General features: G+C 46.7%; 27 protein-coding genes. 20 read left to right on the forward strand and 7 right to left on the reverse strand.

Going from position 1 to position 24,057, the window contains the following annotated elements:
- Positions 1–78: 78 nt before the first annotated feature.
- Positions 79–1,662, forward strand: a complete 1,584-nt coding sequence (locus GWR21_RS06705; RefSeq protein ID WP_162330976.1) for a peptide chain release factor 3 — start codon at positions 79–81, stop codon at positions 1,660–1,662.
- A gap of 189 nt (positions 1,663–1,851) precedes the next feature.
- Here GWR21_RS06705 and GWR21_RS06710 read toward each other — a convergent pair whose 3' ends face one another.
- From GWR21_RS06710 to porG, 4 genes are all read right to left on the reverse strand, one after another.
- Positions 1,852–2,343 (reverse strand): hypothetical protein, encoded by a 492-nt coding sequence (locus tag GWR21_RS06710; protein WP_162330977.1) that lies wholly within the window; start codon positions 2,341–2,343, stop codon positions 1,852–1,854.
- Positions 2,315–4,234, reverse strand: coding sequence for a menaquinone biosynthesis decarboxylase (locus GWR21_RS06715; protein ID WP_162330978.1), 1,920 nt, complete (start codon positions 4,232–4,234; stop codon positions 2,315–2,317). Before GWR21_RS06715 ends, GWR21_RS06710 begins: the two co-directional genes overlap by 29 nt.
- Positions 4,235–4,388: 154 nt before the next feature.
- Positions 4,389–4,703, reverse strand: coding sequence for a hypothetical protein (locus GWR21_RS06720; protein ID WP_162329737.1), 315 nt, complete (start codon positions 4,701–4,703; stop codon positions 4,389–4,391).
- Positions 4,704–5,100: 397 nt separating this feature from the next.
- The gene (porG, locus tag GWR21_RS06725) at positions 5,101–5,994 is read right to left on the reverse strand and encodes a type IX secretion system protein PorG (protein ID WP_162330979.1); all 894 of its coding nucleotides are present in this window, start codon (positions 5,992–5,994) and stop codon (positions 5,101–5,103) included.
- Between the two features lie 398 nt (positions 5,995–6,392).
- Here porG and GWR21_RS06730 point away from each other — a divergent pair, with 398 nt between their 5' ends.
- The 6 genes from GWR21_RS06730 to GWR21_RS06750 all read left to right on the forward strand — a co-directional run bounded on the left by GWR21_RS06730 (position 6,393) and on the right by GWR21_RS06750 (position 10,359).
- Positions 6,393–7,319, forward strand: a complete 927-nt coding sequence (locus tag GWR21_RS06730; protein ID WP_162330980.1) for a helix-turn-helix transcriptional regulator — start codon at positions 6,393–6,395, stop codon at positions 7,317–7,319.
- Positions 7,320–7,499: 180 nt separating this feature from the next.
- Complete coding sequence (locus GWR21_RS06735; protein ID WP_162330981.1) at positions 7,500–8,603, forward strand: AI-2E family transporter; 1,104 nt, start codon at positions 7,500–7,502, stop codon at positions 8,601–8,603.
- A gap of 6 nt (positions 8,604–8,609) precedes the next feature.
- Entirely contained in the window at positions 8,610–9,164 is a 555-nt protein-coding gene (locus tag GWR21_RS06740) for a GNAT family N-acetyltransferase (protein WP_162330982.1), read from the forward strand.
- Between the two features lie 75 nt (positions 9,165–9,239).
- Complete coding sequence (locus GWR21_RS31660; protein ID WP_262888485.1) at positions 9,240–9,374, forward strand: hypothetical protein; 135 nt, start codon at positions 9,240–9,242, stop codon at positions 9,372–9,374.
- A 77-nt stretch (positions 9,375–9,451) separates the two neighbouring features.
- Positions 9,452–9,943 carry a GNAT family N-acetyltransferase gene (locus GWR21_RS06745; protein WP_162330983.1) on the forward strand — a complete coding sequence of 164 codons (492 nt, stop codon included), beginning with the start codon at positions 9,452–9,454 and terminating at the stop codon, positions 9,941–9,943.
- A 2-nt stretch (positions 9,944–9,945) separates the two neighbouring features.
- The gene (locus GWR21_RS06750) at positions 9,946–10,359 is read left to right on the forward strand and encodes an EamA family transporter (protein ID WP_162330984.1); all 414 of its coding nucleotides are present in this window, start codon (positions 9,946–9,948) and stop codon (positions 10,357–10,359) included.
- Between the two features lie 467 nt (positions 10,360–10,826).
- On the opposite strand, the gene GWR21_RS06755 is transcribed toward GWR21_RS06750, so the two are convergent.
- Positions 10,827–11,489, reverse strand: coding sequence for a helix-turn-helix transcriptional regulator (locus tag GWR21_RS06755; protein ID WP_162330985.1), 663 nt, complete (start codon positions 11,487–11,489; stop codon positions 10,827–10,829).
- Between the two features lie 92 nt (positions 11,490–11,581).
- Between GWR21_RS06755 and GWR21_RS06760 the strand changes: the two genes are divergently transcribed.
- From GWR21_RS06760 to GWR21_RS06810, 11 genes are all read left to right on the forward strand, one after another.
- On the forward strand, positions 11,582–12,163 hold the full coding sequence (locus tag GWR21_RS06760) for an NADPH-dependent FMN reductase (RefSeq protein WP_162330986.1): 582 nt from the start codon (positions 11,582–11,584) through the stop codon (positions 12,161–12,163).
- Between the two features lie 99 nt (positions 12,164–12,262).
- Positions 12,263–12,592: a HesB/IscA family protein gene (locus GWR21_RS06765; protein WP_162330987.1), complete on the forward strand. Its 330-nt coding sequence runs from the start codon at positions 12,263–12,265 to the stop codon at positions 12,590–12,592.
- A 49-nt stretch (positions 12,593–12,641) separates the two neighbouring features.
- Positions 12,642–14,087 (forward strand): Fe-S cluster assembly protein SufB, encoded by a 1,446-nt coding sequence (gene sufB / locus GWR21_RS06770; RefSeq protein WP_162330988.1) that lies wholly within the window; start codon positions 12,642–12,644, stop codon positions 14,085–14,087.
- A gap of 44 nt (positions 14,088–14,131) precedes the next feature.
- Positions 14,132–14,896, forward strand: coding sequence for a Fe-S cluster assembly ATPase SufC (gene sufC, locus GWR21_RS06775; RefSeq protein WP_162330989.1), 765 nt, complete (start codon positions 14,132–14,134; stop codon positions 14,894–14,896).
- A gap of 13 nt (positions 14,897–14,909) precedes the next feature.
- Positions 14,910–16,223 carry a Fe-S cluster assembly protein SufD gene (gene sufD / locus GWR21_RS06780; protein ID WP_162330990.1) on the forward strand — a complete coding sequence of 438 codons (1,314 nt, stop codon included), beginning with the start codon at positions 14,910–14,912 and terminating at the stop codon, positions 16,221–16,223.
- A gap of 95 nt (positions 16,224–16,318) precedes the next feature.
- Positions 16,319–17,566, forward strand: a complete 1,248-nt coding sequence (locus GWR21_RS06785) for an aminotransferase class V-fold PLP-dependent enzyme (protein ID WP_162330991.1) — start codon at positions 16,319–16,321, stop codon at positions 17,564–17,566.
- A gap of 7 nt (positions 17,567–17,573) precedes the next feature.
- Entirely contained in the window at positions 17,574–18,020 is a 447-nt protein-coding gene (locus tag GWR21_RS06790; RefSeq protein WP_162330992.1) for a SufE family protein, read from the forward strand.
- On the forward strand, positions 18,017–18,334 hold the full coding sequence (locus GWR21_RS06795; RefSeq protein WP_162330993.1) for an iron-sulfur cluster assembly protein: 318 nt from the start codon (positions 18,017–18,019) through the stop codon (positions 18,332–18,334). Before GWR21_RS06790 ends, GWR21_RS06795 begins: the two co-directional genes overlap by 4 nt.
- Positions 18,335–18,616: 282 nt before the next feature.
- Positions 18,617–19,135: a hypothetical protein gene (locus GWR21_RS06800; RefSeq protein WP_162330994.1), complete on the forward strand. Its 519-nt coding sequence runs from the start codon at positions 18,617–18,619 to the stop codon at positions 19,133–19,135.
- Between the two features lie 44 nt (positions 19,136–19,179).
- Positions 19,180–19,680, forward strand: a complete 501-nt coding sequence (locus GWR21_RS06805) for a BON domain-containing protein (RefSeq protein WP_162330995.1) — start codon at positions 19,180–19,182, stop codon at positions 19,678–19,680.
- 18 nt (positions 19,681–19,698) lie between these two features.
- Complete coding sequence (locus tag GWR21_RS06810) at positions 19,699–20,121, forward strand: SH3 domain-containing protein (protein ID WP_162330996.1); 423 nt, start codon at positions 19,699–19,701, stop codon at positions 20,119–20,121.
- A gap of 338 nt (positions 20,122–20,459) precedes the next feature.
- On the opposite strand, the gene GWR21_RS06815 is transcribed toward GWR21_RS06810, so the two are convergent.
- Together GWR21_RS06815 and GWR21_RS06820 are read right to left on the reverse strand one after the other, a co-directional pair.
- The gene (locus tag GWR21_RS06815) at positions 20,460–20,981 is read right to left on the reverse strand and encodes a hypothetical protein (RefSeq protein ID WP_162330997.1); all 522 of its coding nucleotides are present in this window, start codon (positions 20,979–20,981) and stop codon (positions 20,460–20,462) included.
- Positions 20,982–21,117: 136 nt separating this feature from the next.
- Positions 21,118–21,825: a hypothetical protein gene (locus GWR21_RS06820; protein WP_162330998.1), complete on the reverse strand. Its 708-nt coding sequence runs from the start codon at positions 21,823–21,825 to the stop codon at positions 21,118–21,120.
- Between the two features lie 418 nt (positions 21,826–22,243).
- Here GWR21_RS06820 and GWR21_RS06825 point away from each other — a divergent pair, with 418 nt between their 5' ends.
- Positions 22,244–22,651 carry a hypothetical protein gene (locus GWR21_RS06825; RefSeq protein WP_162330999.1) on the forward strand — a complete coding sequence of 136 codons (408 nt, stop codon included), beginning with the start codon at positions 22,244–22,246 and terminating at the stop codon, positions 22,649–22,651.
- Between the two features lie 152 nt (positions 22,652–22,803).
- Positions 22,804–23,919, forward strand: a complete 1,116-nt coding sequence (locus GWR21_RS06830) for an efflux RND transporter periplasmic adaptor subunit (protein WP_162331000.1) — start codon at positions 22,804–22,806, stop codon at positions 23,917–23,919.
- Positions 23,920–24,057 lie beyond the last annotated feature (138 nt).

Here is a 24,057-nt window from a genome sequence, read left to right on the forward strand (position 1 = left end):
CAATCATAGATACATGTAAATTAATGATTAAACGTGACAATTCCGTACCTTTGCACACATTTTCGGTCACAAACTAATATGAAGTACGCAAACGAGATCAATAAAAGAAAGACATTTGCCATCATCGCCCACCCCGATGCCGGTAAGACAACCCTGACGGAAAAGTTCCTCCTCTTTGGTGGTGCTATCCAGACGGCAGGCGCTGTGAAATCAAATAAGATCAAGAAACATACGACATCTGACTTCATGGAGATAGAACGCCAGCGTGGTATCTCCGTGGCGACTTCCGTGATGACCTTTGAGTACAGGGATATGCTGGTGAACCTGCTGGATACCCCTGGTCACAAGGACTTCGCAGAAGATACCTACCGTACCCTGACAGCGGTGGACAGTGTGGTACTGGTGATCGACTGCGTGAAGGGGGTGGAAACGCAGACCGAAAGACTGATGGAGGTATGCCGTATGCGTGATACGCCGGTGATCATCTTCGTAAATAAACTGGACCGTGATGGTAAGAACCCGTTCGACCTGCTGGACGAACTGGAAGAAAAACTGAACATCCGTGTACGTCCGCTGAGCTGGCCTATCAACATGGGCAAAGACTTCAAAGGCGTATACAACCTGTATAACAAAAGCTTCGTTTCCTTTGCGCCGAATAAGAAGGCGACAGACGAGGACGTGGTGCAACTCAGTGATCTGAGCAGCAGCTACGTAGATGAGCACTTCAGCCCACAGGATGCCGCCCAGCTAAGGAATGACGTGGAACTGATCGAAGGTGTCTATGATACTTTTGACAACACGGACTACCTGCAGGGTAAAATGGCGCCGGTGTTCTTCGGTAGTGCGGTGAACAACTTCGGTGTGAAAGACCTCCTCGATACCTTCGTGGAAATCGCGCCGGTACCACGTGACCGTGAAGCCAGCACCCGTGAGATCAAAGTGGAAGAAGATAAATTCAGTGGTTTCATCTTTAAGATCCACGCTAACCTCGATCCGCGTCACCGTGACCGTATCGCCTTCCTGCGCGTATGTTCCGGCCGTTTTGAACGTAACAAATTCTACAAGCACGTACGTCTTGAGAAAGACATGCGTTTCAGCAACCCATACAGCTTCCTGGCCCGTGAAAAGAACATTGTGGACGATGCATACCCGGGTGATGTGGTAGGTCTGTTTGACACAGGTAACTTCAAGATCGGTGATACCCTGACAGAAGGCGAAAAGTTCTACTTCACCGGTATCCCAAGCTTCTCTCCTGAACTGTTCAAGGAGGTGGTGAATAAGGATCCGATGAAGACAAAACAGCTGGAAAAAGGGCTACGTCAGCTAACGGATGAGGGTGTTGCACAGCTGTTCACACAGCATAACGGTAACCGTAAGATCATCGGTTGTGTGGGTGACCTCCAGTTTGAAGTGATACAATACCGTTTGCTGCAGGAGTATGGTGCTTCCTGTCAGTTCAATACCCTGCCTTTCTACAAAGCCTGCTGGATCACTGGTGAAAAGCAGAAGGTAGAAGAGTTCATCCGCTTCAAACAGTCTAATATTGTGGAAGACAAGGACGGACTGCTGGTATACCTGGCACAGTCAGAGTGGTACCTGAATACGGAGCGTGCAAACAATCCCGCTATCGAGTTCCATTTCACTTCGGAAATACATAAGTAAAAAAAGCCGCTTCCTGTGATCAGGAGGCGGCGGATTGAATAATTGTACGACCAACTCAAATCGAAGTACAATTTGCAGACTGTTCTTAGTATGTAAAACAATAACGCAAAGCTATACCAGCTTTGCGTTATTGTTTTATGCATTTGGGAATTTGATTTACGCAATAGGGAAATCGGCCCTAAAGGCGTGTTATCTCCTAGTATATTGCAGAATGATCTCACGGGTGGTCTTTCCCTGCTTGCCTTCAAAATGCGCATCCATGTGCGTTTCATCCTTCCAGCGGTATATTATTTTCTGCGGATAGAAACCCTGCAGGTTCTCGGCAACAAAACCTACGGCTTTCAATACACGTAGTTTGTACCTGACAGGCTCACCTACACTGTCTTTCACTGCGACGATGGAGAAATAGATGGCATCTCCTTCCAGGAAGAGCCGCATATCATCCATCTTTGTACTGTCATTTCCTTCAATACGCATGGTCCTGCCCTTCCAGGAATGCTCATCCACCCTTTTCCATTTCTCGGCATAGATACCAAGCTTGGTCTTCATCGTCCAGTACCCTTCCATTTTACCGAGGTACCTGACATCAGCGGGATTCACCTGTGCGCCCACGTTACCGGCAGCGCACAGGAAAAAAAGCAGGAGGAAAGAACTATTGCGGAACGACAGCTTCTTCTCCATACATCTGCGGTTTATATTTATGAGAAGGAGAAGCTATGAATGGTCCGATGTTCAGTGAAGCCCATTTCTCATCTATCGCCTTGATAGTAGCATCATCTGCGACGATGATATTTGGCCAGTCACGTTCGAAATTATCCAGCGCGCGGGTCTTGAGGGTACCGTCCATACCGATACCGGCACCTACTTTACCGATCTGACCAGGAACAGGAGGATGAACGACGAAGCTGTCACGACGAGGGTCCAGGTTATTACAGAAACGCCACAGTGCAGAAGGCAGGTCCTGTACATCAACGGTATGTTCAACATACAGTACCATCTTTATCGCACTCATTTCCGGCAGGTTATATAACTGTTCGTTGAGTTCTTTAATATGCAGCGGACGGCCTTTCTCTACTGATATGAGGAGACATGGTATACCTTCTTTCAGCAGGGAGTCGTTGATATCTTTGATCTCGTGGAAGCGCTTGAGCACAACATTACGATCAAAAGCATGATCAGTCACCGGTAAGTCGACCTGGATCTCTTCTTCAAATTTGCGGGTACCATCAATACACATCTTTCCACCGAAGCCCATTTTAGAACAGGAGTGGTCAAGTACGTCCATTGGACCCTGGCTGAAGTAAATATCTGTAGCCGGGTTCAGGTGTTTAAATACATACTGGGCCAGTTGCTTATAGTGCTGGATGCTGGTGTTTTCATCGGCTACCACCAGGATCTTATTGAACATCATCTGTCCGGCACCCCACATTGCGTTCATCACTTTCTGGGCCTGACCAGGATAATCTTTCTTAATCTGGGCGATCACCAGGTTATGGAACACCCCTTCTACCGGCATTTCCATATCGATCATTTCCGGCACCATGGTCATTTTGATAGGCGCCAGGAATACCCTTTCGGTTGCTTTTCCGATCCAGGCATCTTCCTGAGGCGGGATACCTACAATGGTAGAAGGATAGATCGCATCTTTCCTGTGGGTGATCGCTGTTACATGGAAACGAGGGTACCAGTCAGCCAGGGAGTAGTAACCAGTATGGTCTCCGAACGGACCTTCCCAGATCAGTTCTTCTTCCGGATCAACATATCCTTCGATCACGAAATCCGCGTCAGCAGGTACTTCCAGTTCAGGCTGAGAGATACATTTCACCAGTTCTACCTTCTGCTTACGCAGGAAACCCGCCAGCATGTATTCATCTACATTCTCTGGCAGCGGGGCGGTAGCGGAATAGGTATATGCCGGGTCACCACCGAGGATGACAGCAACAGGCATGCGTTTTTTCAGTTTTTTATATTCCATGAAATGCTTGGCTGACACTTTATGTTTATGCCAGTGCATGCCGGTCATGGTTTTATCAAATACCTGCATACGGTACATTCCCACGTTGCGGGTACCGTTGTTAGGATCTTTGGTATGGATAACGGGGAGGGTGATGAATGGTCCGCCGTCTTTAGGCCAGCAGGTCATCACAGGTATTTTGCTAAGATCGGGTTCGCTCATGACCACTTCCTGGCAGGCGCCTCTTCCGCTGATGACTTTCGGCATCCAGGAAGCGAACTGCCCCAGTTTAGGTAACATAGCCAGTTTATCCAGCAGCCCTTCCTTCGGTTTAGATAATAATTTAACCAGGGATTCTATTTCATTAGCCACATCGTCCAGCTCCTGAACGCCCAGCGCCATACACATGCGCTTGTAGCTACCCATTGAGTTGATCAGTACAGGGAAATCATATCCGGTATTTTCGAAAAGCAGTGCTTTACCTCCGTTGGGCGATTTACTTACCCGGTCGGTAATTTCAGCTATTTCCAGCTTAGGGTCTACATAAGTCTTGATCCTTATTAGCTCTCCTGCCTTTTCTAATGTGTCTATGAAGTGTTTCAGGTGCTTATATGCCATATTTCTAAATGCTATAAATGCGAATGACGAATTACAATAGGTGCAAAGATACACACAATCGTAATTCGTCATCCTTAATTCCGTAGTCGCTGAGCGACGAAGGTGCTCTTAGGCACTTTCCTGCCGGAAACCGCCGGCATGCGGAACAATTATTTTACAGCCCAACTACAATCGGACCGGTAGCAATCACTACCTTCGGCGAGCGCTGATACACAACTCTCGGACGTGGAGGTGGCGGTGGAGCTGGTACATATACTACAGGTGCTGGTTGTACATATACTACTGCAGGTGCCGGGCGGCAGCCATAGTAAGCGCCTCTGTAATCTCTGTTACAATCATCCCAACGACCCTGGTGTACTCTGTATTTTTTACCATGATGACCATCGTGTCCATGTCCCCTTCTTCCCTGAGCCTGCGCACCGAGTATACCTCCCCCTATCAGCAGTAATACTAATACTATCTGTTTCATACGTTGTTCGATTTTGTAGTTGATGGAATTAAATTAGATAATTAGATTGGAATAGTTATCCGTTTGAATGAAATAATTTGATAAATAAAGATGATGGTGTTTTCGTGTTTTTATTAAACGGTATTTTTAAATATCTAGTATGTGTATTCTTTTTAATGACTAATAAGTGTATCCGTTGGCGACGGTTTCTTCTGTTCCGTCTGCCAGATAAATTTCAAGAAGTATGCCAAAAATTAAATGTGGCTTAAAATTAATCGGGGGCCGGAAATAAGGCAGCGGGAATTGAGCCGCTCCGGTTGCGGCTGTATAAAAGTAAAGCGCGCTCCCGTCTAATAGCCAGGAGCGCGCTTTTTGTATTGTGTGAAGAAGTTTATTATAGTAATTCCGAGTGCCTCATTTAAAAAAATCTTGGACAATCAGATGCTTTCTGTTTTTTCCAGTGGCCTCCATAGCCATTTCCTCCACCAAAGCGATAACTAAGTGTGAGCCCTGTGAACATGTACCAGTCATTATATTTATCAGAACCGCGGGTAGTGCCATCTGTAGGGTACGTACCCGGTGTAACGTGGTTACCGGTTACTTCATCACCACGATATGCAAAGTTAACGGCCTGTTGCCCACGTGAACGGAGCAGACTGTTTCTATCAATATATGTCAGACTCACATCATCGAGGTAATCGGTAAATGTCTTGCGCAACCCGAATTCAAATCCGACGATCCAGTTGTCGGTCAGCAGTAACTTCACACCCGCTCCGAACGGAATAGAGAACTGGCGGATGTTATATGGCTTACGTGTCGGGTACTGGCTCATCCCCTGCCCTTCTGTTGACAACGGCCTGAGTTTAACTGTATTCCCATTCGCATCTTTGGTCGTCGGATAGAAGCTGTAATAGCCTATCCCGCCGTGTATATAAGGCGTGATCTTCTTTTCATCAAGGTCAAGGAAGTTGATCTCCACGCCCACCTGAGCTTCAAAGACAGGTGAACGGAAACTCAGGTTACGTTTCAGCAACATGGTATCTGTATTTGTGCTGTCAGCGCCGGCTATGCGACCGTAGGTCAGCCCTGCGCGTAAAGTAAGATAACGGTTGATATCTCTCTTCACGTGCGCGCCAATGGCGTAACGGGTATAACGCATGTCCACCCTTTTCTGTGTAAGATCTCCGCTGTAATTGGTGATACCAAGGAAACCACCGGCCTGCCAGTACTGACTAAAAGCGCTGAAAGGCGCACATACTAATAAAATAACAACAACTCTTTTCCATACAGCACGAGACAAACGATTCTTCAATAAACTTAGATTTGGCATCAATTAAGGGGATTGATTAATGATCATGTTTAATCCTCCGGTACATCCCAGAGGTACTTCAGCAGGCATAAGAGGTAAACAGGGGGAACAATTGCAATAATTGTACTAATTCTCTAATAAACGCCGGAATTCGATAAAAATTGTCAATATCTTATTTTGGCGGCGGCGAAAGTAATCAATTTTCTGTCTTCTGCTCACAAAAAGTACTCAATGCGGGCTATCACCCAACGTTTTTTTCGTGATATCCACCCAAAATCTTACATTCGATATGATCGGTTAATGATTAATTTAATATGTAAATTATCATTTAAGTCACAGGCAGCTTGGAATGTTAGAAAAACCTACTATAACCGTGTAATACCTCAAACTCAAACAAACTTATGAACCACAACCCTCAGGCTCGTGAGATGGAGCTGATGGCCCTAAAAGCGCTAAGTTATGCAGACGATCATATGTCCGAATCATTCGAAATGAAGGACGTTTCTGATTACCTGGGCATTTCCTATTCCTATTTCTACCACAGTTTTACCACCATTACCGGCGAGCCTTACTGGCAATATGTAAAACGCCACCGGCTGGAAGTATCCGCTGGTTTACTCAGGCATAGCGGTTACAACATCAGCGAGATCGGCGACATGACTGGGTATGCTACCGTTGCCGCCTACACCAAGGCTTTCACACAATACTTTCACAAAAGCCCCCGCAGTTTCAGGAAAATAGATACGTTGCCCAATGAAAAGCGTACGCTGGAACTGGTCAATCATATTGTACACACTTTCGCGAAACAGGGATCACTGATCACGCCATTATTCAGTTTTGAAAGAACCGAGAGTGATCACTTACCGGAGAGCACCTTATTCTATACACTATTGTCCCGTGGCCAGGATCCTGTGGCACAGATGATCATGAAGATGAACCGTGAACAGGCGCGGATGCGGGAGATCATTCAGACCCACCAGTTAATCAATGCAAAAGTCATTACCAGCACACTGGACTCAGTGCCGGTCACTGATTATGAACGAATGAGCATGTATGCCGGTATCCTGATCCCTACCAAAGATATCACACCTGCACTGTTACAAACGATACAGTTTGAAAGGCTCATGCAGAAGCGTATGCCAGGTGGGCATTACATCACGTTGCCGGTACCGACTGACTTTGCCACTGCCGGCATCCCGATGTACGAGTTCATTGACAGATATATTAAGGAAGGCGTATTTAAAATGAGTGGCACACATTTCTTTATATCGATGATAGGTCCCAATGAAAGCGTAATTTATATACCCCATTTCAGGCAACTCATTTGAACCAGCAACCGGGCATTAAGCATTAGGCCGTTTACACTGGTTTCATGAATAACTCAGGAGTGCTTCCGACGAATGTCTGGAGCGCTTTTTTAGTTTAATGGCAGACCGCTGTTCGCAAAAATTCCTAATTCCTGATTCCAATTGCCAATTGCTTGTATATTTGAGGGAAATAAACTGTCCATGAACGAAGTAAAGCTGCCGTTTAATGCCAGGCTGGCGTTTACCCTATTATCTATCTTACTGATCATATACATTGCCCGTCTGGGCCATGAGCTGATCGTGCCACTAGCCTTTGCCACATTAGTGTCTATCATGTTACTGCCGATGGCAGCTCAGCTGGAGCAATGGCGTTTTTCCAGAGGGATGGCAGCATTTACCGTCATTTTTCTTTTCGTGATATTATTACTGGGCGTGCTGATGCTGCTCGCCACACAGATGGGGTCATTTGTGGCGGATTTCCCACAGTTGCAGCAACAGTTAATGGATTCACTCAATGCATTACAGACATGGATAAACGTAAAGTTCCATATTGATGCGGCGCGTCAGATGGACTACCTCGAACAAATGGCGATGGGGACATTAGGTACCGCTACTTCCGTGGTGAGCCGGATGTTACTCTCCCTTTCTTCCCTGTTGATTTTCACTGTCTTCGTATTGTTATATTCCTTCTTCCTGTTGTTATACCGTTCTCTGATCATCACGTTCCTTATACGCCTGTTCAGGGAAAAACACAGGGAAAAGCTGCTGGATGTTGTGATGCAGACCCGATCCATTATCAAAGGATATGTGTCCGGTCTGATGATAGAAATGGTGGTGGTGGCTATTGTGAACTGCGCCATGTTGTGGATCTTTGGCGTAAAATATGCCACACTGCTCGGCATTATGGCTGCCCTGTTCAACCTTATTCCCTATCTGGGTATTTATGTGGCCACGGTAATCTGTATGCTGCTGACGCTGACAAACAGTTCACTGGCGGCATCTATACAGGTTGGAGCCGGATTATTACTCGTGCATTTCCTGGATAGTAACGTCCTGCTACCGCGTATTATGGGCTCAAAAGTGAAGATCAACGCCCTGATGACGATCCTCGGTGTCGTATCCGGCAACCTCATATGGGGTGTTCCTGGCATGTTCCTCGCTATCCCATTTATTGCCATCATGAAGATCGTATTTGAACATATAGAATACATGCAGCCCTGGGCGATCCTGCTGGGGGATGTGACCTTAAAGAAAAAAACGCTGCCAGTCAAGGAAGAGAAGGCACCGGACCCTGTCAGTGAATAAACAGTCATGGAAATACCCACGCTAACAACCGGCGATATCACATTGCGGGCCATTGATGAAAAGGACATCGCGGCCCTGTTCACCCTCTTCTCGCATGAGAAGGTTGTACGCTTTATGGACATCGAACGATTCGTCAATGTGTCAGAAGCAGTGCAACTGATCTCTTTCTTCCGCGAGAAGCTGGCCAGTGGAGAGGGTATGCGCTGGGCCATCACTATCACTGGTCACAATGAACTGATCGGCACCTGCGGCTTTCATCACATCAACCGGACCCACTATAAGATGGAACTGGGGTATGACCTGCTTCCCTCGTGGTGGGGCAAGGGCATCATGATCAACAGTATACACCGTCTGCTGCAATATGGGTTTGAAGAATTACTGATAAACAGGATCGAAGCCTATGTGGATCCTGCCAATATTAACTCCTATCGCCTGCTGAAACGACTCGGGTTTGAACAGGAAGGCCAGGTAAGACAGGCATTCTTCCAGAAAGGAAAATTTGTGGATGCGTTTATTACCAGTTTGCTACAGAAAGACTACAAATATGATATGCAGTTCTAAAGACGCCTCTCTGTAAGGGACGATAAGGCATGCATAGCCTCGCCATTGGTGGCAGACGGTTATCCGCAAATAAAGATGATCGGTAACTGGAGACACCATTTCACTTTCGAAATAGGTAGCAAACCAGGTCCGAAAGTGAATGACGTTATTGACAAGATCTATGCGAAGATGGGCTACGGCATTATCTTTGGCGGACGTCATGCACAATAAAAAAGAAAAAAGATGATTCCACTCAGGGAATCACCCGCTTTTTATTACGTTTGCAGCTATATAATCGAGTTACACTCATGAATTACAGGAACGCCACGCTGGAGGATCTTCCGGAAATTGTTGCCATTTACAATACCACTATTGCAGGCCGTATGGTTACTGCGGATACAGAACCGGTGTCGGTAGAAAGCCGGTTACACTGGTTTAACATCCATTCACCAGAGAAACGTCCGTTATGGATGGTAGAAGATGAAGGCGTCACTGTAGGTTGGGTAAGCTTTCAGTCTTTTTATGGCCGGCCGGCGTATGATGGCACTGCGGAGATCAGTATTTACCTGCATGAGAACAGCCGGGGTAAGGGCTATGGCAAGAAGATCCTGACTTATGCCATGGAGCAGTGTGCAGCTATTAAGGTCCATACCCTGCTTGGATTCATCTTTGCGCACAATGTGCCGAGCCTGAAATTGTTTGAGCAACTGGGTTTTAAGGAATGGGCGCATTTACCCAATATTGCGGTGCTTGATGGCGTTGAAAGGAGTTTGAATATTCTTGGGAAACGAATTTATTAGTTATGTGGTGGTGGTATGCCTTACTTGCTGCTTTATTTGCTTCGCTGACAGCCATTTTTGCAAAAATTGGTGTCGGGGGCGTCAATACTGATCTGGCGACAGCTATCAGGACGATCATTATTCTGATCATGGCCTGGGGCATTGTGTTTGTGAAAGGTGAGGGCAAAGGCATACATCAGTTGTCCAGGTTCAGTTTGATTTTCCTGGTATTATCAGGGGTGGCGACCGGACTTTCCTGGATCTTTTATTTTAAGGCTTTGCAGATGGGCAAGGTTTCCCAGGTGGCGCCGGTAGACAAGTTGAGCGTGGCCCTGACCATCATATTATCAGCCCTGTTCCTTCATGAGACATTGACTATCAAGCTATTAATCGGAGCAGCGCTGATCATAGCGGGCACATTCGTGTTGATATTATGACGGTAACGTGGATTTTGCTCAGTATCCAGGTAGCTTTCACCTGAATTGTTTCCTGAATAAGCGTTCAGGTATCCCTCCGGTGTTTAATCATTTATTTCCAGCACCTTACAATATTTAAATATCTGAAGCACGCGGTTTATGACGCCAAATCGACCTTTCGTGACGCGATGTCGTCGCGCATTTACATTGTTCAGCATGGAATCTGAGTCCTTACTAATATTATACTGACTATTATGCCGGGCAGCGTCAGTAGCAGGAAAGGCGGCTTCTTTTTACATCAGGCAGCTGTGATGGCAGGGAGTGGATTGCTTTATTACGGATTGGATATACAAGCGACGAACTAGCGACGAACTAGCGACGGCCAAGCGGTATAGTAAAGCAGGGGCAGCAAACAGGGCGGCAAAAAAAATGGGCGGATCCAGTCAGGATACACCCATTATTAAATACTTAACTGCAATGATATTGTTTTAGCGGGTTTCCGCCAGGTCTTTGTTTTTTGTGATCTTGTATACACAGCGGCGGTTACCTGCGATAATATGATCTACGCGCTTCACCTCCACCTGTTCACCCATGAGTGCGCGGAAGGTTTTAAGCTCAGATTCACAGATATTGGCGCACTGGGTAGCTGCACAGCAGATAGGGCAGTGATTTTCAATAAAAACGAACCCGTCCTCCTCTTCCTTCCATTCAGCGAGATAGCCTTCGGAAGAGCGGATGGTGGCAAACTGTGCGAGTCTTTGCCCTACGCCGGAGATATTAGCCAGCGCATTCATATATTTTTCCTGTTGCTGAAACTCACGGGCGGCCACTACCTTTGCGAGGGCGGCTTCGCCGAGTTCACGGCGAATGGTTTCAATTAATTGTAAAGTCAGCTCGACATGTGTATCAGGAAAATGGGCATGGCCCAGGGGAGTCAGATCCCAGATTTGAACAGGCCGGCCTACTCCCTTTGAGGTGGTAGCCGACACCACAAGCCCTTCTTCAGCCAGCTTTAAGAGCTGGAGGCGGGCGCCCTCTCCTGTTATACCTAATGCGGCTGCCAGCGTAGCGGCCGATTGAGGCCCCTTCGTCTTCAGTAACTGCAGAAACTTGTCTGCCGTCGCTTTTGTGATGGGTCTATAATTTTCCAAGTTATTACTTGTTTTATTCTCAAATGTCGTAATTTTGTAGGAGTAAAAAAAATTTGTTGCCAGAACAACAGTTTAAAACAGAGGAATATTAAATGAACGTCTTGATCTTCAACGGCACAATGGACAGTAGCCCTCATACGACTGCCAATCAGTTAGCGCGCTACTTCGAAGAGCAGTTCCGCGAAAAGGGATTTTCTACGGAAGTGTTCAGTCCTGTTGACGGCCATATTCCGTTCTTTGCATATCCAAAGGGTGAGATGCCCGATTCCGTTAAAACCATGTGTGATGCCTTCTGTAAGGCCGATGTCCACGTATGGCTCACGCCGCTTTATCATGGCAGTATGACTGGCGTCATGAAAAATGCGCTGGACTGGCTGGAAATGACCAGCAAGCTCAGAAATCCGTATTTAACGGGAAAGGTTGTAGCTTTGGTGTGCTGGGGAGACGGATCCCAGGCCATGCAGGGTATAAATGCAATGGATTCGGTAGCGAAGGCCCTCCGGGCGTGGGTATTACCTTTTTCAGTACCCATCATGAAGGAGCATTTATATGACCAGGAAACAAAAACCTTCACTACGGCATATAAGAATAAGTTCGACAGAATGATCTCTTTGCTGGGGGATGCGCGGATCGGGGAAAAACTCCCTGCCGTAAATGTGAATGATAATCTATAGTTCAGAGATACCAGTTTCTAAGAATTAACGGAACATCAGACAATTATCTCACCATTTACATTGTCACAATATGGTGAAATCTGTATAAAAGGAAGCAATATGATAACAGTATCAGAAAAAGCAGGTGAATATATAAAAGACCTTATGGTCAAGGAGAACCATGCTCCCGGTACTTTTGTACGCGTAGGCGTGAAAGGTGGCGGTTGCTCAGGATTGGAATATGTGCTGAAATTTGAGAGTAGCGAGCATCAGGAAGGTGACCAGACCTTCGAAGATAAAGGTGTTAAAATTGTGGTGCAGATGAAAAGCCTCCTGTACCTGTATGGCACTGAGCTGGATTATTCCGATGGTCTCAACGGCAAGGGGCTTTATTTCAACAACCCGAACGCTACACGTACCTGTAGCTGTGGGGAGAGCTTCGCGGTATAATGAGCTATTATTACCAACAGGCTTCTGCATTACTTAATTAACTCGGAAAATGAGAAACAGCAACGAAATAATAGATGATATAGCCAACCGGGAATATGAGTTTGGCTTCACCACCGACATCGAGATGGAGATGGCGCCAGTGGGTCTGAATGAAGACACCATCCGCTTTATCTCTGCTAAAAAGGAAGAACCTGAATGGATGCTGGAATGGCGTCTGAAAGGTTTTCAGGCTTTCAAAAAGATGCAGTTCCCGAAATGGCAGCATTTCGAGATGCCGGAACTGGACCTCCAGAAGCTTTCTTACTATGCAGCTCCCAAGCAAAAGAAAAAGCTCAACAGCCTGGATGAAGTAGATCCGGAACTGCTGGCCACCTTCGAAAAGCTGGGCATTCCTATCAATGAACAGAAAGCACTGGCCGGCGTTGCTGTGGACGTTGTATTTGACAGCGTTTCCGTTGCCACTACTTTCAAGGAGAAATTAAACGAAATGGGTATCATCTTCTGCTCCTTTGGTGAAGCAGTAAGAAACCACCCTGACCTGGTTAAAAAATACCTGGGTACTGTCGTTCCTCACTCTGATAATATCTTTGCCGCCCTGAATGCTGCTGTATTCTCCGACGGCTCTTTTGTATACATTCCTAAAGGCGTACGCTGCCCAATGGAACTGAGCACCTACTTCCGTATAAACGCGGAAAATACGGGTCAGTTCGAGCGTACCCTGATCATCGCTGATGATGAATCCTACGTAAGCTACCTGGAAGGCTGTACCGCTCCAAGACGTGACGAAAACCAGCTGCACGCTGCAGTCGTGGAACTGATCGCCATGGAACGTGCAGAGATCAAGTACTCTACCGTACAGAACTGGTACCCTGGTGATAAAGACGGTAATGGCGGTATCTATAACTTCGTTACCAAACGTGGTATCTGTAAGGGTAAGAGCAGCAAGATCTCCTGGACACAGGTAGAAACCGGTTCTGCTATCACCTGGAAATATCCAAGTGTGATCCTGCAGGGCGACGATGCCGAAGGCGAATTCTATTCAGTAGCCGTTACCCGTAATAAGCAGATCGCTGATACCGGTACCAAGATCTACCACCTGGGCCGCAACACCCGCAGCCGTATCATCTCCAAAGGTATTTCCGCAGGAAACAGCGACAATACCTACCGTGGACTGGTACAGGTAGGACCACGCGCAGCAAATGCCCGTAACTTCACCCAGTGTGATTCCCTCCTGATCGGCGACCGTTGTGGTGCACACACCTTCCCGTACATCGAATCGAGGAACAGTACTGCTACCGTAGAACACGAAGCAACGACATCCAAGATCGGGGAAGACCAGATCTTCTATCTGAATCAGCGTGGTATAGAAACCGAAAAGGCAGTCGCCCTGATCGTAAATGGTTACGCCCAGGAAGTACTGAACCAGCTGCCAATGGAGTTTGCTGTAGAAGCACGCAAACTGCTTTCTATCACACTGGAAGGTAGCGTAGGATAATTAAACAATTTACAAAGCAAAAAACAACAGAGAAACATACAATCATGCTGACGATTAAAAATCTGCACGCAGAAGTAGACGGTAAAAAGATCCTGAAAGGCATCAACCTGGAAATCAGGAAAGGTGAAATGCACGCTATCATGGGCCCAAACGGCTCAGGAAAAAGCTCATTGTCTTCTGTGTTAGCGGGTCGTGAAAATTATACTGTGACAGAAGGCGAAGTGATCTTCGAAGGAAAGAACCTGCTGGATCTTTCTCCGGAAGACCGTGCCCGTGAAGGCCTCTTCCTGGCGTTCCAGTATCCGGTAGAAATTCCAGGTGTGTCTAACCTGCACTTCCTCAAGACTGCCTTAAATGAGATCAGGACTTACCATGGTCTGGCTCCGATGGAATCTAAAGAGTTCCTGAAGCTGACCAAAGAAAAACAGCAGCTGGTAGATTTTAACGCCAATCTGATGAACCGTTCTCTGAACGAAGGTTTCTCCGGTGGTGAGAAAAAAAGGAATGAAGTGTTCCAGCTGGCTATGCTCGATCCGAAATTAGCGATCCTGGATGAAACTGATTCCGGCCTGGATATCGACGCCCTCCGTATCGTTGCTGCGGGCGTGAACAAACTGCGCAATGCAGATAAGGCTTTTATGGTTATTACCCACTACCAGCGCCTGCTGGAATACATCGTGCCTGACTTCGTACACGTACTGTACAATGGTCAGATCGTCAAGACCGGTACCAAAGAACTGGCACTGGAACTGGAAGAAAAAGGCTACGACTGGCTGAAAGAAGAGGTACACCAGAAAGAATCTGTATAACGCAAAAAGAACCATGAGCGACAAATCATTTTACGACTTTATATCCAACGGGGTACCCGGTCCGGAGCAGAAAGTGGATGCCGATAACGCAATCATGCCTGCACGTAAGCTGGCCTTCGGCCGCTTCAAGGAACTTGGTCTGCCTTCTATCAAAACGGAAGAATGGCGCTATACTAACATACAGCGCTTTCTGAAAGATGCTTTTACCCTCGCACAGGAAGAACAGGGCGCGGTAACCGCTGAACAGTTAAAATCTGCCAGCATTCCGCAACTGGACAGCTACCGCGCTGTACTGGTGAACGGACGCCTCCAGGCTGATCTCTCTAACCTGCCTACCGGCGGTAAGATCACCGTTTCCAAACTGAGCGATGCTGCTGGTAATCCACAGCTGCAGGCATGGTTTGACAAACACCCGCACCTGCAGGCACAGCCTTTCGCTGCACTGAACGCGGCGCTGTTTGCTGATGGCCTGTTCATCGAAGCCGGCGTAAACGCTACCCTCGATAAACCTTTGCATATCATTCATGTATATACGGCTTCCGCAAACGCTTTCATTCAGCCACGCCACCTGGTAGTGCTGCATAAGAGCGCCACCCTTGAGATCATCGAAAGCGCTGTAGGTCTCACCGAGGCCATCGCTTTTGTGAACGGGGTGACCGAAGTGGTACTGGAAGAAAATGCAGAACTCTGGCACTATAACATCCAGAGCACCATCAAAAACAGCCGCCACATCTATCACACTTCTGCTACGCAGAAAGCTGACAGCCGCTATCATCATTTCAATTTTACACTGCCGTCTGCAGAACTGACCCGTAACAACCTCAGCGTAGCGCTGACCGGTAGTAATACGGAAACAAATCTGCACGGCCTCTACCTGGCTACAGGCTCCCAGCACGTTGATAACCACACTTTCGTGGATCACCTCGTGCCACACTGTAACAGTAATGAGCTGTACAAAGGCGTACTGCTGGACGATGCCAACGGTGTATTCACCGGTAAGATCCATGTACACCAGGATGCCCAGAAAACAAACGCTTTCCAGCAGAACAATAACCTGCTGATGAGCGAAAAGGCCAATATCAACTCTCAGCCACAGCTGGAAATATATGCAGACGATGTGAAGTGTAGTCACGGTTTCACCGTAGGACGCTTCAGCGAAGAGTCCCTCTTCTACCTGCGTTCCCGTGGTATCGGTGAAGAAGCGGCCAAGTCTCTGCTGGTAAATGCTTTCGCATTTGACATTACCGACCAGGTACACATACCGGCATTACAGGATTTCCTCGCAGAAAAGATCCGCCAGTATGTAGCCGGCGCTATCAATAACTAATTCGATCAGAAATTCCGATCTTTGCACGAGGTCATCCAGGTTTATCCCGGATGACCTCTGATGCTTCAGAGAAGAACGATAAATAACAGAGTATTATGCAACAGGTACCAGACATCACTGTTCCGGCTATAGACATAGAAAAGATCAGAAAGGACTTCCCGCTGTTACAGGAAAAAGTATACGGGCAACCTCTCGTATATCTTGATAATGCGGCAACTACCCAGAAACCGCAAATTGTACTGGATACACTGATAGAATACTACACCCGCATCAACAGTAACGTACACCGTGGTGTACACCACCTGAGCCAGGAGGCAACTGCTGCTTATGAAAATTCACGTAAGACCATTGCCACCTTCCTCAATGCCCGCAAACCGGAAGAGATCATCTTTACCAAAGGCACCACGGATGGTATCAACCTGATCGCTTACTCCTTTGGACGCGGTGAGATCAAGCCAGGCGATGTGGTACTGACAACCGCTATGGAACACCACTCCAACATTGTTCCCTGGCAGATGATGTGTGAAGACCGTGGCGCAGAACTCAGGATCATCCCAATGGATGAAAAGGGTGAACTGCTCATGGACCAGTTCAGTGCATTACTGACTGATAAAGTAAAGATCATCGCTGTTACCTACGTATCCAACTCCCTCGGCACTGTTAATCCTATACGCGACATTATTGCCCAGGCACATGCCCGCAACATTCCTGTATTGCTCGACGCAGCACAGGCTGTGCAGCATATGCCGGTGGATGTACAGGAGCTGGATGTAGACTTCCTCGTATTCTCCGGTCACAAGATCTATGGTCCTACCGGTTCCGGTGTGCTCTACGGTAAAGAAGAGTGGCTGGACCGCCTGCCTCCTTATCAGGGCGGTGGCGATATGATCAAAACCGTTACATTCGCCAAGACGATCTATAACGTACTGCCTTATAAATTTGAGGCGGGTACGCCTGATATCAGCGGCGCGATCGCGCTGGAAGCGGCGATCAAATACATACAACAGATCGGTGTTGAAAACATACATGCCTGGGAAGAACAACTCGTGGAATATGCCGTACAGCAGCTCAGCCAGATCGAAGGCCTGCGCTTTATCGGTAACCCGAAACACCGCTCCGGTGCGGTCTCTTTCCTGGTGTATGATATTCATCCGTATGATCTCGGTGAACTGCTGGATAAACAGGGTATCGCTATCCGTACCGGCCACCACTGTGCAGAACCGGTAATGGACTTCTTCTGTATACCCGGTACTGTGCGTGCTTCCTTTGCAGTATATACAACCTTTGAAGATATAGACAGATTAGTAGCCGGCATCAAAAGAGCCGTTACTATGTTAAGATAACAGGATTATGACCATCAAAGAAAAACAGGACGAGCTTATATCAGACTTCTCCTTTATGGAGAACTGGATGGATAAATACGAGCATATTATTCAACTGGGTAAGGAACTGCCGCTGATAGACGAACAATATAAAACGCCTGAGCATCTCATCAAAGGATGTCAGTCGCAGGTATGGCTGCACACAGAAATGAAAGATGGTTTGCTGCACTTCACGGCAGACAGTGACGCAGTGATCACCAAAGGACTGGTAAGTCTGATGATCACGGTATTTTCCGGCCATACACCTAAAGAGATCGCAACAGCAGAAATATACTTTATAGACGCCATCGGCTTGAGCAGTCACCTCTCTCCCACCCGCTCCAACGGACTACTGAGCATGCTCAAACAGATTAAGCTATACGCTATCGCCTATGAGGCAAAATCTCAATCACAAAAAAACGGCACAGAACTATGAGCGAAAATGAAATGACTTTACGCGACAGGATCGAAGAGGTGCTGCGCACAGTATTTGATCCGGAAATACCGGTGAATATCCTGGAGCTGGGCCTTGTATACGAAATCAGAATAGGTGAAAATAACCGCGTCGGTATCACCATGACGCTGACGGCGCCGGGTTGTCCTGTAGCTGGCGATATTATTCGTGAAGTAGATGAAAAGGTGAAAGACATTGAAGGCGTATCCGACGTAGATGTAACACTCACTTTCGATCCACCATGGAACAAAGACATGATGAGTGAAGAAGCGCGGCTGGAGCTGGGCTTCATGTAACGGATGCTGATAATAATAAAAAAGCGATGGCAGTGAAACTGCCATCGCTTTTTTATTATTATCAGCATCCGTTACATGATCAGGAATGTGGAATCAGGCATTGAACGGGCTGTGATTTGTGCAGGCTAACGACCCAATTACCTTCGCGGCTATATATGATTACTTATCAATGATTCTTTTTGGTAAAATATTTGTACTGAACCTTCCTGTGGATAAGATTGTTATAAGGTTCCAACCTGTTCCATACCTTTGTCGATCTTATTTATCTTATAAAACTCATTTATGTTAGAACAATTAACGCAATTGATCCAGCAGAGCGGTCTGCAATCTGTCATCAATAATCCGGAAGTACCTAATCAGTACAATGATGGCGTGATCGCTGAAGCACAGCATTCTATCCTTTCTACATTCAGTCAGCTGAAAGAGAACGGCGAAACTGACAAGGTAGAAGGCGCGCTGGAATCTGCTGATCATCCCGTTGCACAGAACATCCAGCAGAACTTTGCCGGTAATATCATGGAGAAGTTCGGTATCAATGGGGCTACTGCTGCAAGCATTGCTGCTGCATTGATCCCGGCTGTACTGGGTGCAATGAAAGGCGGTGGCCAGGGAACAGGCAATGGCTTCAATATCCAGGATATTCTGGCTTCTGTTACGAGTGGTAACCTGGGCGGCGCCTTGGGCGGCTTAGGTGGCGGTAACCTGCAAAGCACTATCAGCAACATCGGTGGTAAACTGGGTCTTGATAAAGACGGTGATGGCGATGTTGACCTGAATGATCTGACAAAGATGTTCAGATAATCACTCTTCCCCGAAAAATTTTTAACCATCCCCAATTGATAATTATGAAAAGTAAATTGAGCACTGCATTCCTTTGTCTGGCACTGGCTGTCATGGTAGCTTGTAAAAGCAAACCTTCTGATACACAGATACAGGCAAAAGTAACGGAACAACTCAGCTCCATGCCCGAGGTAACTGCTGACGTCAAAGAAGGTGTCGTTACTTTGGCGGGTAATGTACCTGATGAATCAGCAAGAGCTGCTGCTGAAAGCGCCGTGGCGGGTGTTGACGGTGTAAAAAGCATCACTAACAACATCATGGTCACTCCTCCTGCTCCACCTGCTGCTCCTGCACCTGATGCTGCGATGGTGAATCCGGAGGACCAGGCACTGCGTACAGGTGTTGCCGATATTACCAAAGACTTCCCTGGTGTTGATGTTAAAGTTGAAGCAGGGGTGATCACGGTAACGGGTGAACTGTCTGCTGCAAAATGGAAGACGCTGAAGAAAGCACTGGACGGTTTACATCCGAAGAAAGTGGATGCGTCTGGTCTGAAAGTGAAATAATCTGCTAAATTCAATGTTATGTCATTACAGGACAAATACAAAGAACTGATAGATACTGCCAGATCTTCCGGTACCAGCGATTTACAGATCGCTGAACAGGATGGTGTATTGCATATCAGGGGCGAAGCGCCTAACGGAAATGTAAAGGATACGCTGTGGAATATTTACGGGAAGATTGATCCTAATTTCCTTACAGGGGATGTGGTGATGGATATACAGGTGGCGACGGCCGTGGAGGGCGCGAAGCTTGAAGTGGTGACACAGTCGTCCAATCTGAATGTGCGGAAGGGTCCGGGAACGGATCAGCCGATTATTGGTAAGGCCGCGCATGCGGAGATCGTTACGCTGATCAGTAAACATAGTGATCAATGGTGGCTGATCAGGACGAATAGCGGAGATGAGGGATATGCGCATGCGCAATATCTCAAACCTGTGGAATAAGTCTTCCTGGTGGTCGTTATTTCTTTTGCCGGATGGGTTTTACCTGTCCGGCTTTTTTATGCTTTGTTGCCTTGTTGTTTACCTGGTGGTGTTTGATCGGGCGGGGTATGAGCATAGGAATTAAATGGTATGCTATAGGGCACACCGCAAGATCTGTTCAGTAATTAGTGTATCGGTTATTAATGAAGGAAATGTGGTTGTCTTCGTCTTAAGCCACGACTATGGTATGAGGACTGGCGATCAATAAAATATGGTCCTGGTTATTGCTACGGTTCTTGTGGTACCCTGGACTATGTTATGCTATGCTTATGTATAGTTGTCAGACATTATATTCCTCATTAATTCAAAACCGTTCCCATTTGAAGGTCTTTCACTTCGAGTTCTTCGGGGAGGAAGGTTTCCTGGAAAGTACGGTCGCCAACTTTGTAATTCACTACTACACTGAAGTCTTCCTGTCTGAGGAGGTTGACTTTGGTGCCGGGAATGATGAGGCCTCCATAGCGGCGTTCTACCGTCTTTTTGCTTTCTACGTTAATGCCCGGAGGGAGCGGATTTCCCTCAAATTTGACGATGAACTTAGTCAGACTGAATCGTCCGGCGATGGAGATATCTGTGACTGTTCTTGTCGTAGCGGCATTATTGTAGAATTTGAGCAGTACTTCCGCCTGTGCAATTGTATAGCCGGTCCTGATAAGGGAATATTGGGTATCATAGCCATACAGGATGAGGCGCTTTTGCTGCAGCCTGACATGGCCCCTTCTGAAGTAACGGCTGAAGTAAACGCCGAATATGCGTACTAATGAGGCCCCCAGGATCAATCCTGCAAGGCCCCATAATATGTTTTCGGTATCGCAATCCATGTTTTGTTTGTTTAGTGTTTGTGTTGAGTTTACTGAGTCTGTTTTTTATGTTTTGTCTTTTTTGTTTTGTCTTTGTCTTTGATATGGAAGTCTTTTGTACCGGATAGCATTTTATGCGTATACTATACTATAACGGTTATTTTGTTTCCTTTAGCATATAACCGTTAGACTGTTTGGTCAGCATATATTTGATCGTACGTTTGCCACCGGAAGGAATACCGTCAGGATCTGTTTCTCCATAGACAGGATATGAACGGACGATGCGTTGCTGTTGTACGTAAAATGAATCCCTGCCCCGGTATCCTTTCAGATCAGCGTTGTCGGCATCACCGGAAAAGATCCTTATAGCTTTGCCATTTACATAAGTGACGCCGTATACACTGCCTGTGCGTTCAGTGCCTTCGGAATAGGTGAACATGTATATTTCCGGGTTTTTATCGTTGTTCAGGTCCTCGATGGCGGTTGTCTGCAAACTGCCCTTGATATCGTGCAGGGTAGTACTATCGGCTTTCAGAGAGTCGATCTTTGTGTCTGTGTCTGCGATGGTAATAGACCTGCCTGCACCATCCCCTTTTACAACAATAGCATATTTATGGTCTTTAAAACGGAGTACTCTCGATACGGCTTCATTACCGCCCTTCCTTACATTTGACTCTTCCTCACCAGGCGCCGGCGCACTACCAGCATTTACAGTACCGCCGCTTGCATTCTCACTCGGATTGGCCGATGCGCTCTGTGTAGCTTCCTCTTGTAAATTACTGGAATCTGATGCGCCCTGGTCATTTTTTATGGGTGCGTTACAGGCCATACCACCAATCAGCAGAAAATAAATAATGGGTCTCATACAATCTTATTTAATTTTTATTAATCTGTCTTTATTTATAACGTCTCATAATGTGCACGTTATAAAAAATGAAACAAGGAACATGCCTGAACAAGAAGGCCCATCCATAGGATTTTGCCTATTTTGCGGTAAATGATGCTTTTACCCTATATCCTGGTGCCGTTAATGGCATCTCTCGTACTGTTTTTTATAGTAATGCATTACCTGGTATTTTTACCCGATGCACTGATACTACAATTTATTTTTAACTTTTCGTTTACAACGAAAAAACTCACAAGAGAAGAAGCTGAAGCTATTAACAAATAATAAATTTTTACCGTTCGTCAATTCCACATTTGGATTAAGCGGTCATCATTTTTATATTTGTGGTACCAACTAAGAGCGAACTTTATTCATGGATATCAAAAACAGGCATATCATGCGCAGATTTTTACTGTACATTCTGCTGATATGTGGCCTTGCGACAGGTCACACAGCTGTCGTGCAGGCGAAATCACCGTTGAAGGCTAAAAGCATCTGTTTTGAGCGGCTGTTTGACCATGAGACCATTCACCTCCGTTGTATAGATAGTGAAGACCTGGGCATAGAAGAACCGGAGGATATCAATGCGCCGTTTTTCTTTAAAGCGACCAAGGTCCCCCGCAAGAAAAGATTTTATCTCAATAGTACAACCCAACAATCCAGTTATACGACCCGTTTCTCACAACTGGAGCATAACCTGGTTTTCTATATACCTACACGGGAAAACAAGACAGGTGTGTATCAGCAGCAACATGCTTTTCTGCCTGCCTATTATAGTTTCCTGTCAAGGTATACGCCCTTCTGAATAGTTGACCTTTTCCCATCGTCACCCGTTTTTTACAAATAACATGCAGCTGTAAACAGCTGACAATCATTGTTTGCTTGTCGGCTGAAGCTGTATGTATCTGGTAATACGGACCGTCGAATGGCGGTCCTGAAAAACTATTCACTCCTATCATGCATACTTCTAAGACTATATATATACTGGCCATCAGTGCGGCCCTGGGTGGTTGTATCACCCGCGCGGAGAACGTAAACAATGAGAACGAATTAAATACCTACCCGGTCCTGCAACTGTCACTCTGTGATACCGTTCTTCACAAAAATTACGTTGCCGATATTCAGGCGGTACGTAATGTAGAAATACGTGCCCGTGTGAATGGCTTCCTGAATAAGATCTATGTGGATGAGGGACAGAAAGTCCAAAAGGGACAACTCCTCTTCTCCCTGAATGATGAAGAATACCGCTCTGAGCTGGCAAAAGCCAAAGCAGCGCTTAGCAGTGCTGTCGCTGAAGCCAAAGGCGCACAGCTGGAACTAGACCGCGTGACCCTCCTCGTGAACAAGAAAGTCATCGCGAAAAGTGAGCTGGAAGTTGCCAAAGCCAAGCTCGCAGCTGTAGAGGCGCGTATTGAAGAAGCACGCTCCGCTGAGACGAACGCCTCCACCAGACTGTCCTATACAATTATCCGGGCTCCATTTGATGGTTATATTGACAGGATACCTTCCAAGACCGGTAGCCTGATCGGGGAAGGCGACCTGCTGACCTCCGTTTCAGATATCAAGGAAGTATATGCGTATTTCAATGTTTCTGAAACAGAATATCTCCAGCACCGCCGATCTAATGGCGCTAATACACAGGCGGCCGTAAAACTGATCCTGGCAGATGGCACTGACTATCCTTACACGGGTAATGTAGAAACGATCGAAAGCGAATTTGAAGAAACCACCGGTTCCATCGCTTTCAGGGCTAAGTTCCCTAACCCGCAATCGTTGCTGAAACACGGCGCCAGCGGTAAAGTAATGTTGAGCAATGAAATGAGCAATGCTATGCTCCTGCCACAGAAAGCCGTGTTTGAAATGCAGGATAAAAACTATGTATTCGTTCTGGACAAGTCGAATCAGGTAAAAATGAAAAACTTCGTACCAGGCCCCCGCCTGGCGAATTGTTACATCGTGCAGTCCGGCCTTAGTGAAGGAGAAAAAGTAGTATACGAAGGCGTCCGCAATCTGCGGGATGGCATGAAGATCAATCCTGCTGCTATTACACTGGACAGCATTAAAGCGCTGTAAGCACTCTTCTCTGTGGCAGGTACTCCCCTGAAAGGGAATACTATGCATCTGACTGAAGGTATGTCTGCCAGGACATGCTTTACAGAAGTTCATTTGCATGAACGCCTGCCACATCCCGCTGCTGCTTCATCAGTGCCT

The sequence above is a fragment of the Chitinophaga agri genome (assembly GCF_010093065.1).
Taxonomy (GTDB): Bacteria; Bacteroidota; Bacteroidia; order Chitinophagales; family Chitinophagaceae; genus Chitinophaga; species Chitinophaga agri.

Excerpts from the sequence above, each read along its gene's own strand:
- GWR21_RS06805 (WP_162330995.1), top strand. The coding sequence starts at position 19,180 with ATGAAAAGTAAATTGAGCACTGCATTCCTTTGTCTGGCACTGGCTGTC.
- GWR21_RS06745 (WP_162330983.1), top strand. The coding sequence starts at position 9,452 with ATGAATTACAGGAACGCCACGCTGGAGGATCTTCCGGAAATTGTTGCC.
- GWR21_RS06830 (WP_162331000.1), top strand. The coding sequence starts at position 22,804 with ATGCATACTTCTAAGACTATATATATACTGGCCATCAGTGCGGCCCTG.
- GWR21_RS06740 (WP_162330982.1), top strand. The coding sequence starts at position 8,610 with ATGGAAATACCCACGCTAACAACCGGCGATATCACATTGCGGGCCATT.
- GWR21_RS31660 (WP_262888485.1), top strand. The coding sequence starts at position 9,240 with ATGATCGGTAACTGGAGACACCATTTCACTTTCGAAATAGGTAGCAAA.
- GWR21_RS06795 (WP_162330993.1), top strand. The coding sequence starts at position 18,017 with ATGAGCGAAAATGAAATGACTTTACGCGACAGGATCGAAGAGGTGCTG.
- GWR21_RS06785 (WP_162330991.1), top strand. The coding sequence starts at position 16,319 with ATGCAACAGGTACCAGACATCACTGTTCCGGCTATAGACATAGAAAAG.
- GWR21_RS06730 (WP_162330980.1), top strand. The coding sequence starts at position 6,393 with ATGAACCACAACCCTCAGGCTCGTGAGATGGAGCTGATGGCCCTAAAA.
- GWR21_RS06715 (WP_162330978.1), bottom strand. The coding sequence starts at position 4,234 with ATGGCATATAAGCACCTGAAACACTTCATAGACACATTAGAAAAGGCA.
- GWR21_RS06760 (WP_162330986.1), top strand. The coding sequence starts at position 11,582 with ATGAACGTCTTGATCTTCAACGGCACAATGGACAGTAGCCCTCATACG.
- sufD (WP_162330990.1), top strand. The coding sequence starts at position 14,910 with ATGAGCGACAAATCATTTTACGACTTTATATCCAACGGGGTACCCGGT.
- GWR21_RS06720 (WP_162329737.1), bottom strand. The coding sequence starts at position 4,703 with ATGAAACAGATAGTATTAGTATTACTGCTGATAGGGGGAGGTATACTC.
- GWR21_RS06820 (WP_162330998.1), bottom strand. The coding sequence starts at position 21,825 with ATGAGACCCATTATTTATTTTCTGCTGATTGGTGGTATGGCCTGTAAC.
- sufC (WP_162330989.1), top strand. The coding sequence starts at position 14,132 with ATGCTGACGATTAAAAATCTGCACGCAGAAGTAGACGGTAAAAAGATC.
- GWR21_RS06705 (WP_162330976.1), top strand. The coding sequence starts at position 79 with ATGAAGTACGCAAACGAGATCAATAAAAGAAAGACATTTGCCATCATC.
- sufB (WP_162330988.1), top strand. The coding sequence starts at position 12,642 with ATGAGAAACAGCAACGAAATAATAGATGATATAGCCAACCGGGAATAT.
- GWR21_RS06815 (WP_162330997.1), bottom strand. The coding sequence starts at position 20,981 with ATGGATTGCGATACCGAAAACATATTATGGGGCCTTGCAGGATTGATC.
- GWR21_RS06750 (WP_162330984.1), top strand. The coding sequence starts at position 9,946 with ATGTGGTGGTGGTATGCCTTACTTGCTGCTTTATTTGCTTCGCTGACA.
- GWR21_RS06790 (WP_162330992.1), top strand. The coding sequence starts at position 17,574 with ATGACCATCAAAGAAAAACAGGACGAGCTTATATCAGACTTCTCCTTT.
- GWR21_RS06810 (WP_162330996.1), top strand. The coding sequence starts at position 19,699 with ATGTCATTACAGGACAAATACAAAGAACTGATAGATACTGCCAGATCT.
- GWR21_RS06735 (WP_162330981.1), top strand. The coding sequence starts at position 7,500 with ATGAACGAAGTAAAGCTGCCGTTTAATGCCAGGCTGGCGTTTACCCTA.
- GWR21_RS06765 (WP_162330987.1), top strand. The coding sequence starts at position 12,263 with ATGATAACAGTATCAGAAAAAGCAGGTGAATATATAAAAGACCTTATG.
- GWR21_RS06710 (WP_162330977.1), bottom strand. The coding sequence starts at position 2,343 with ATGGAGAAGAAGCTGTCGTTCCGCAATAGTTCTTTCCTCCTGCTTTTT.
- GWR21_RS06825 (WP_162330999.1), top strand. The coding sequence starts at position 22,244 with ATGCGCAGATTTTTACTGTACATTCTGCTGATATGTGGCCTTGCGACA.
- GWR21_RS06800 (WP_162330994.1), top strand. The coding sequence starts at position 18,617 with ATGTTAGAACAATTAACGCAATTGATCCAGCAGAGCGGTCTGCAATCT.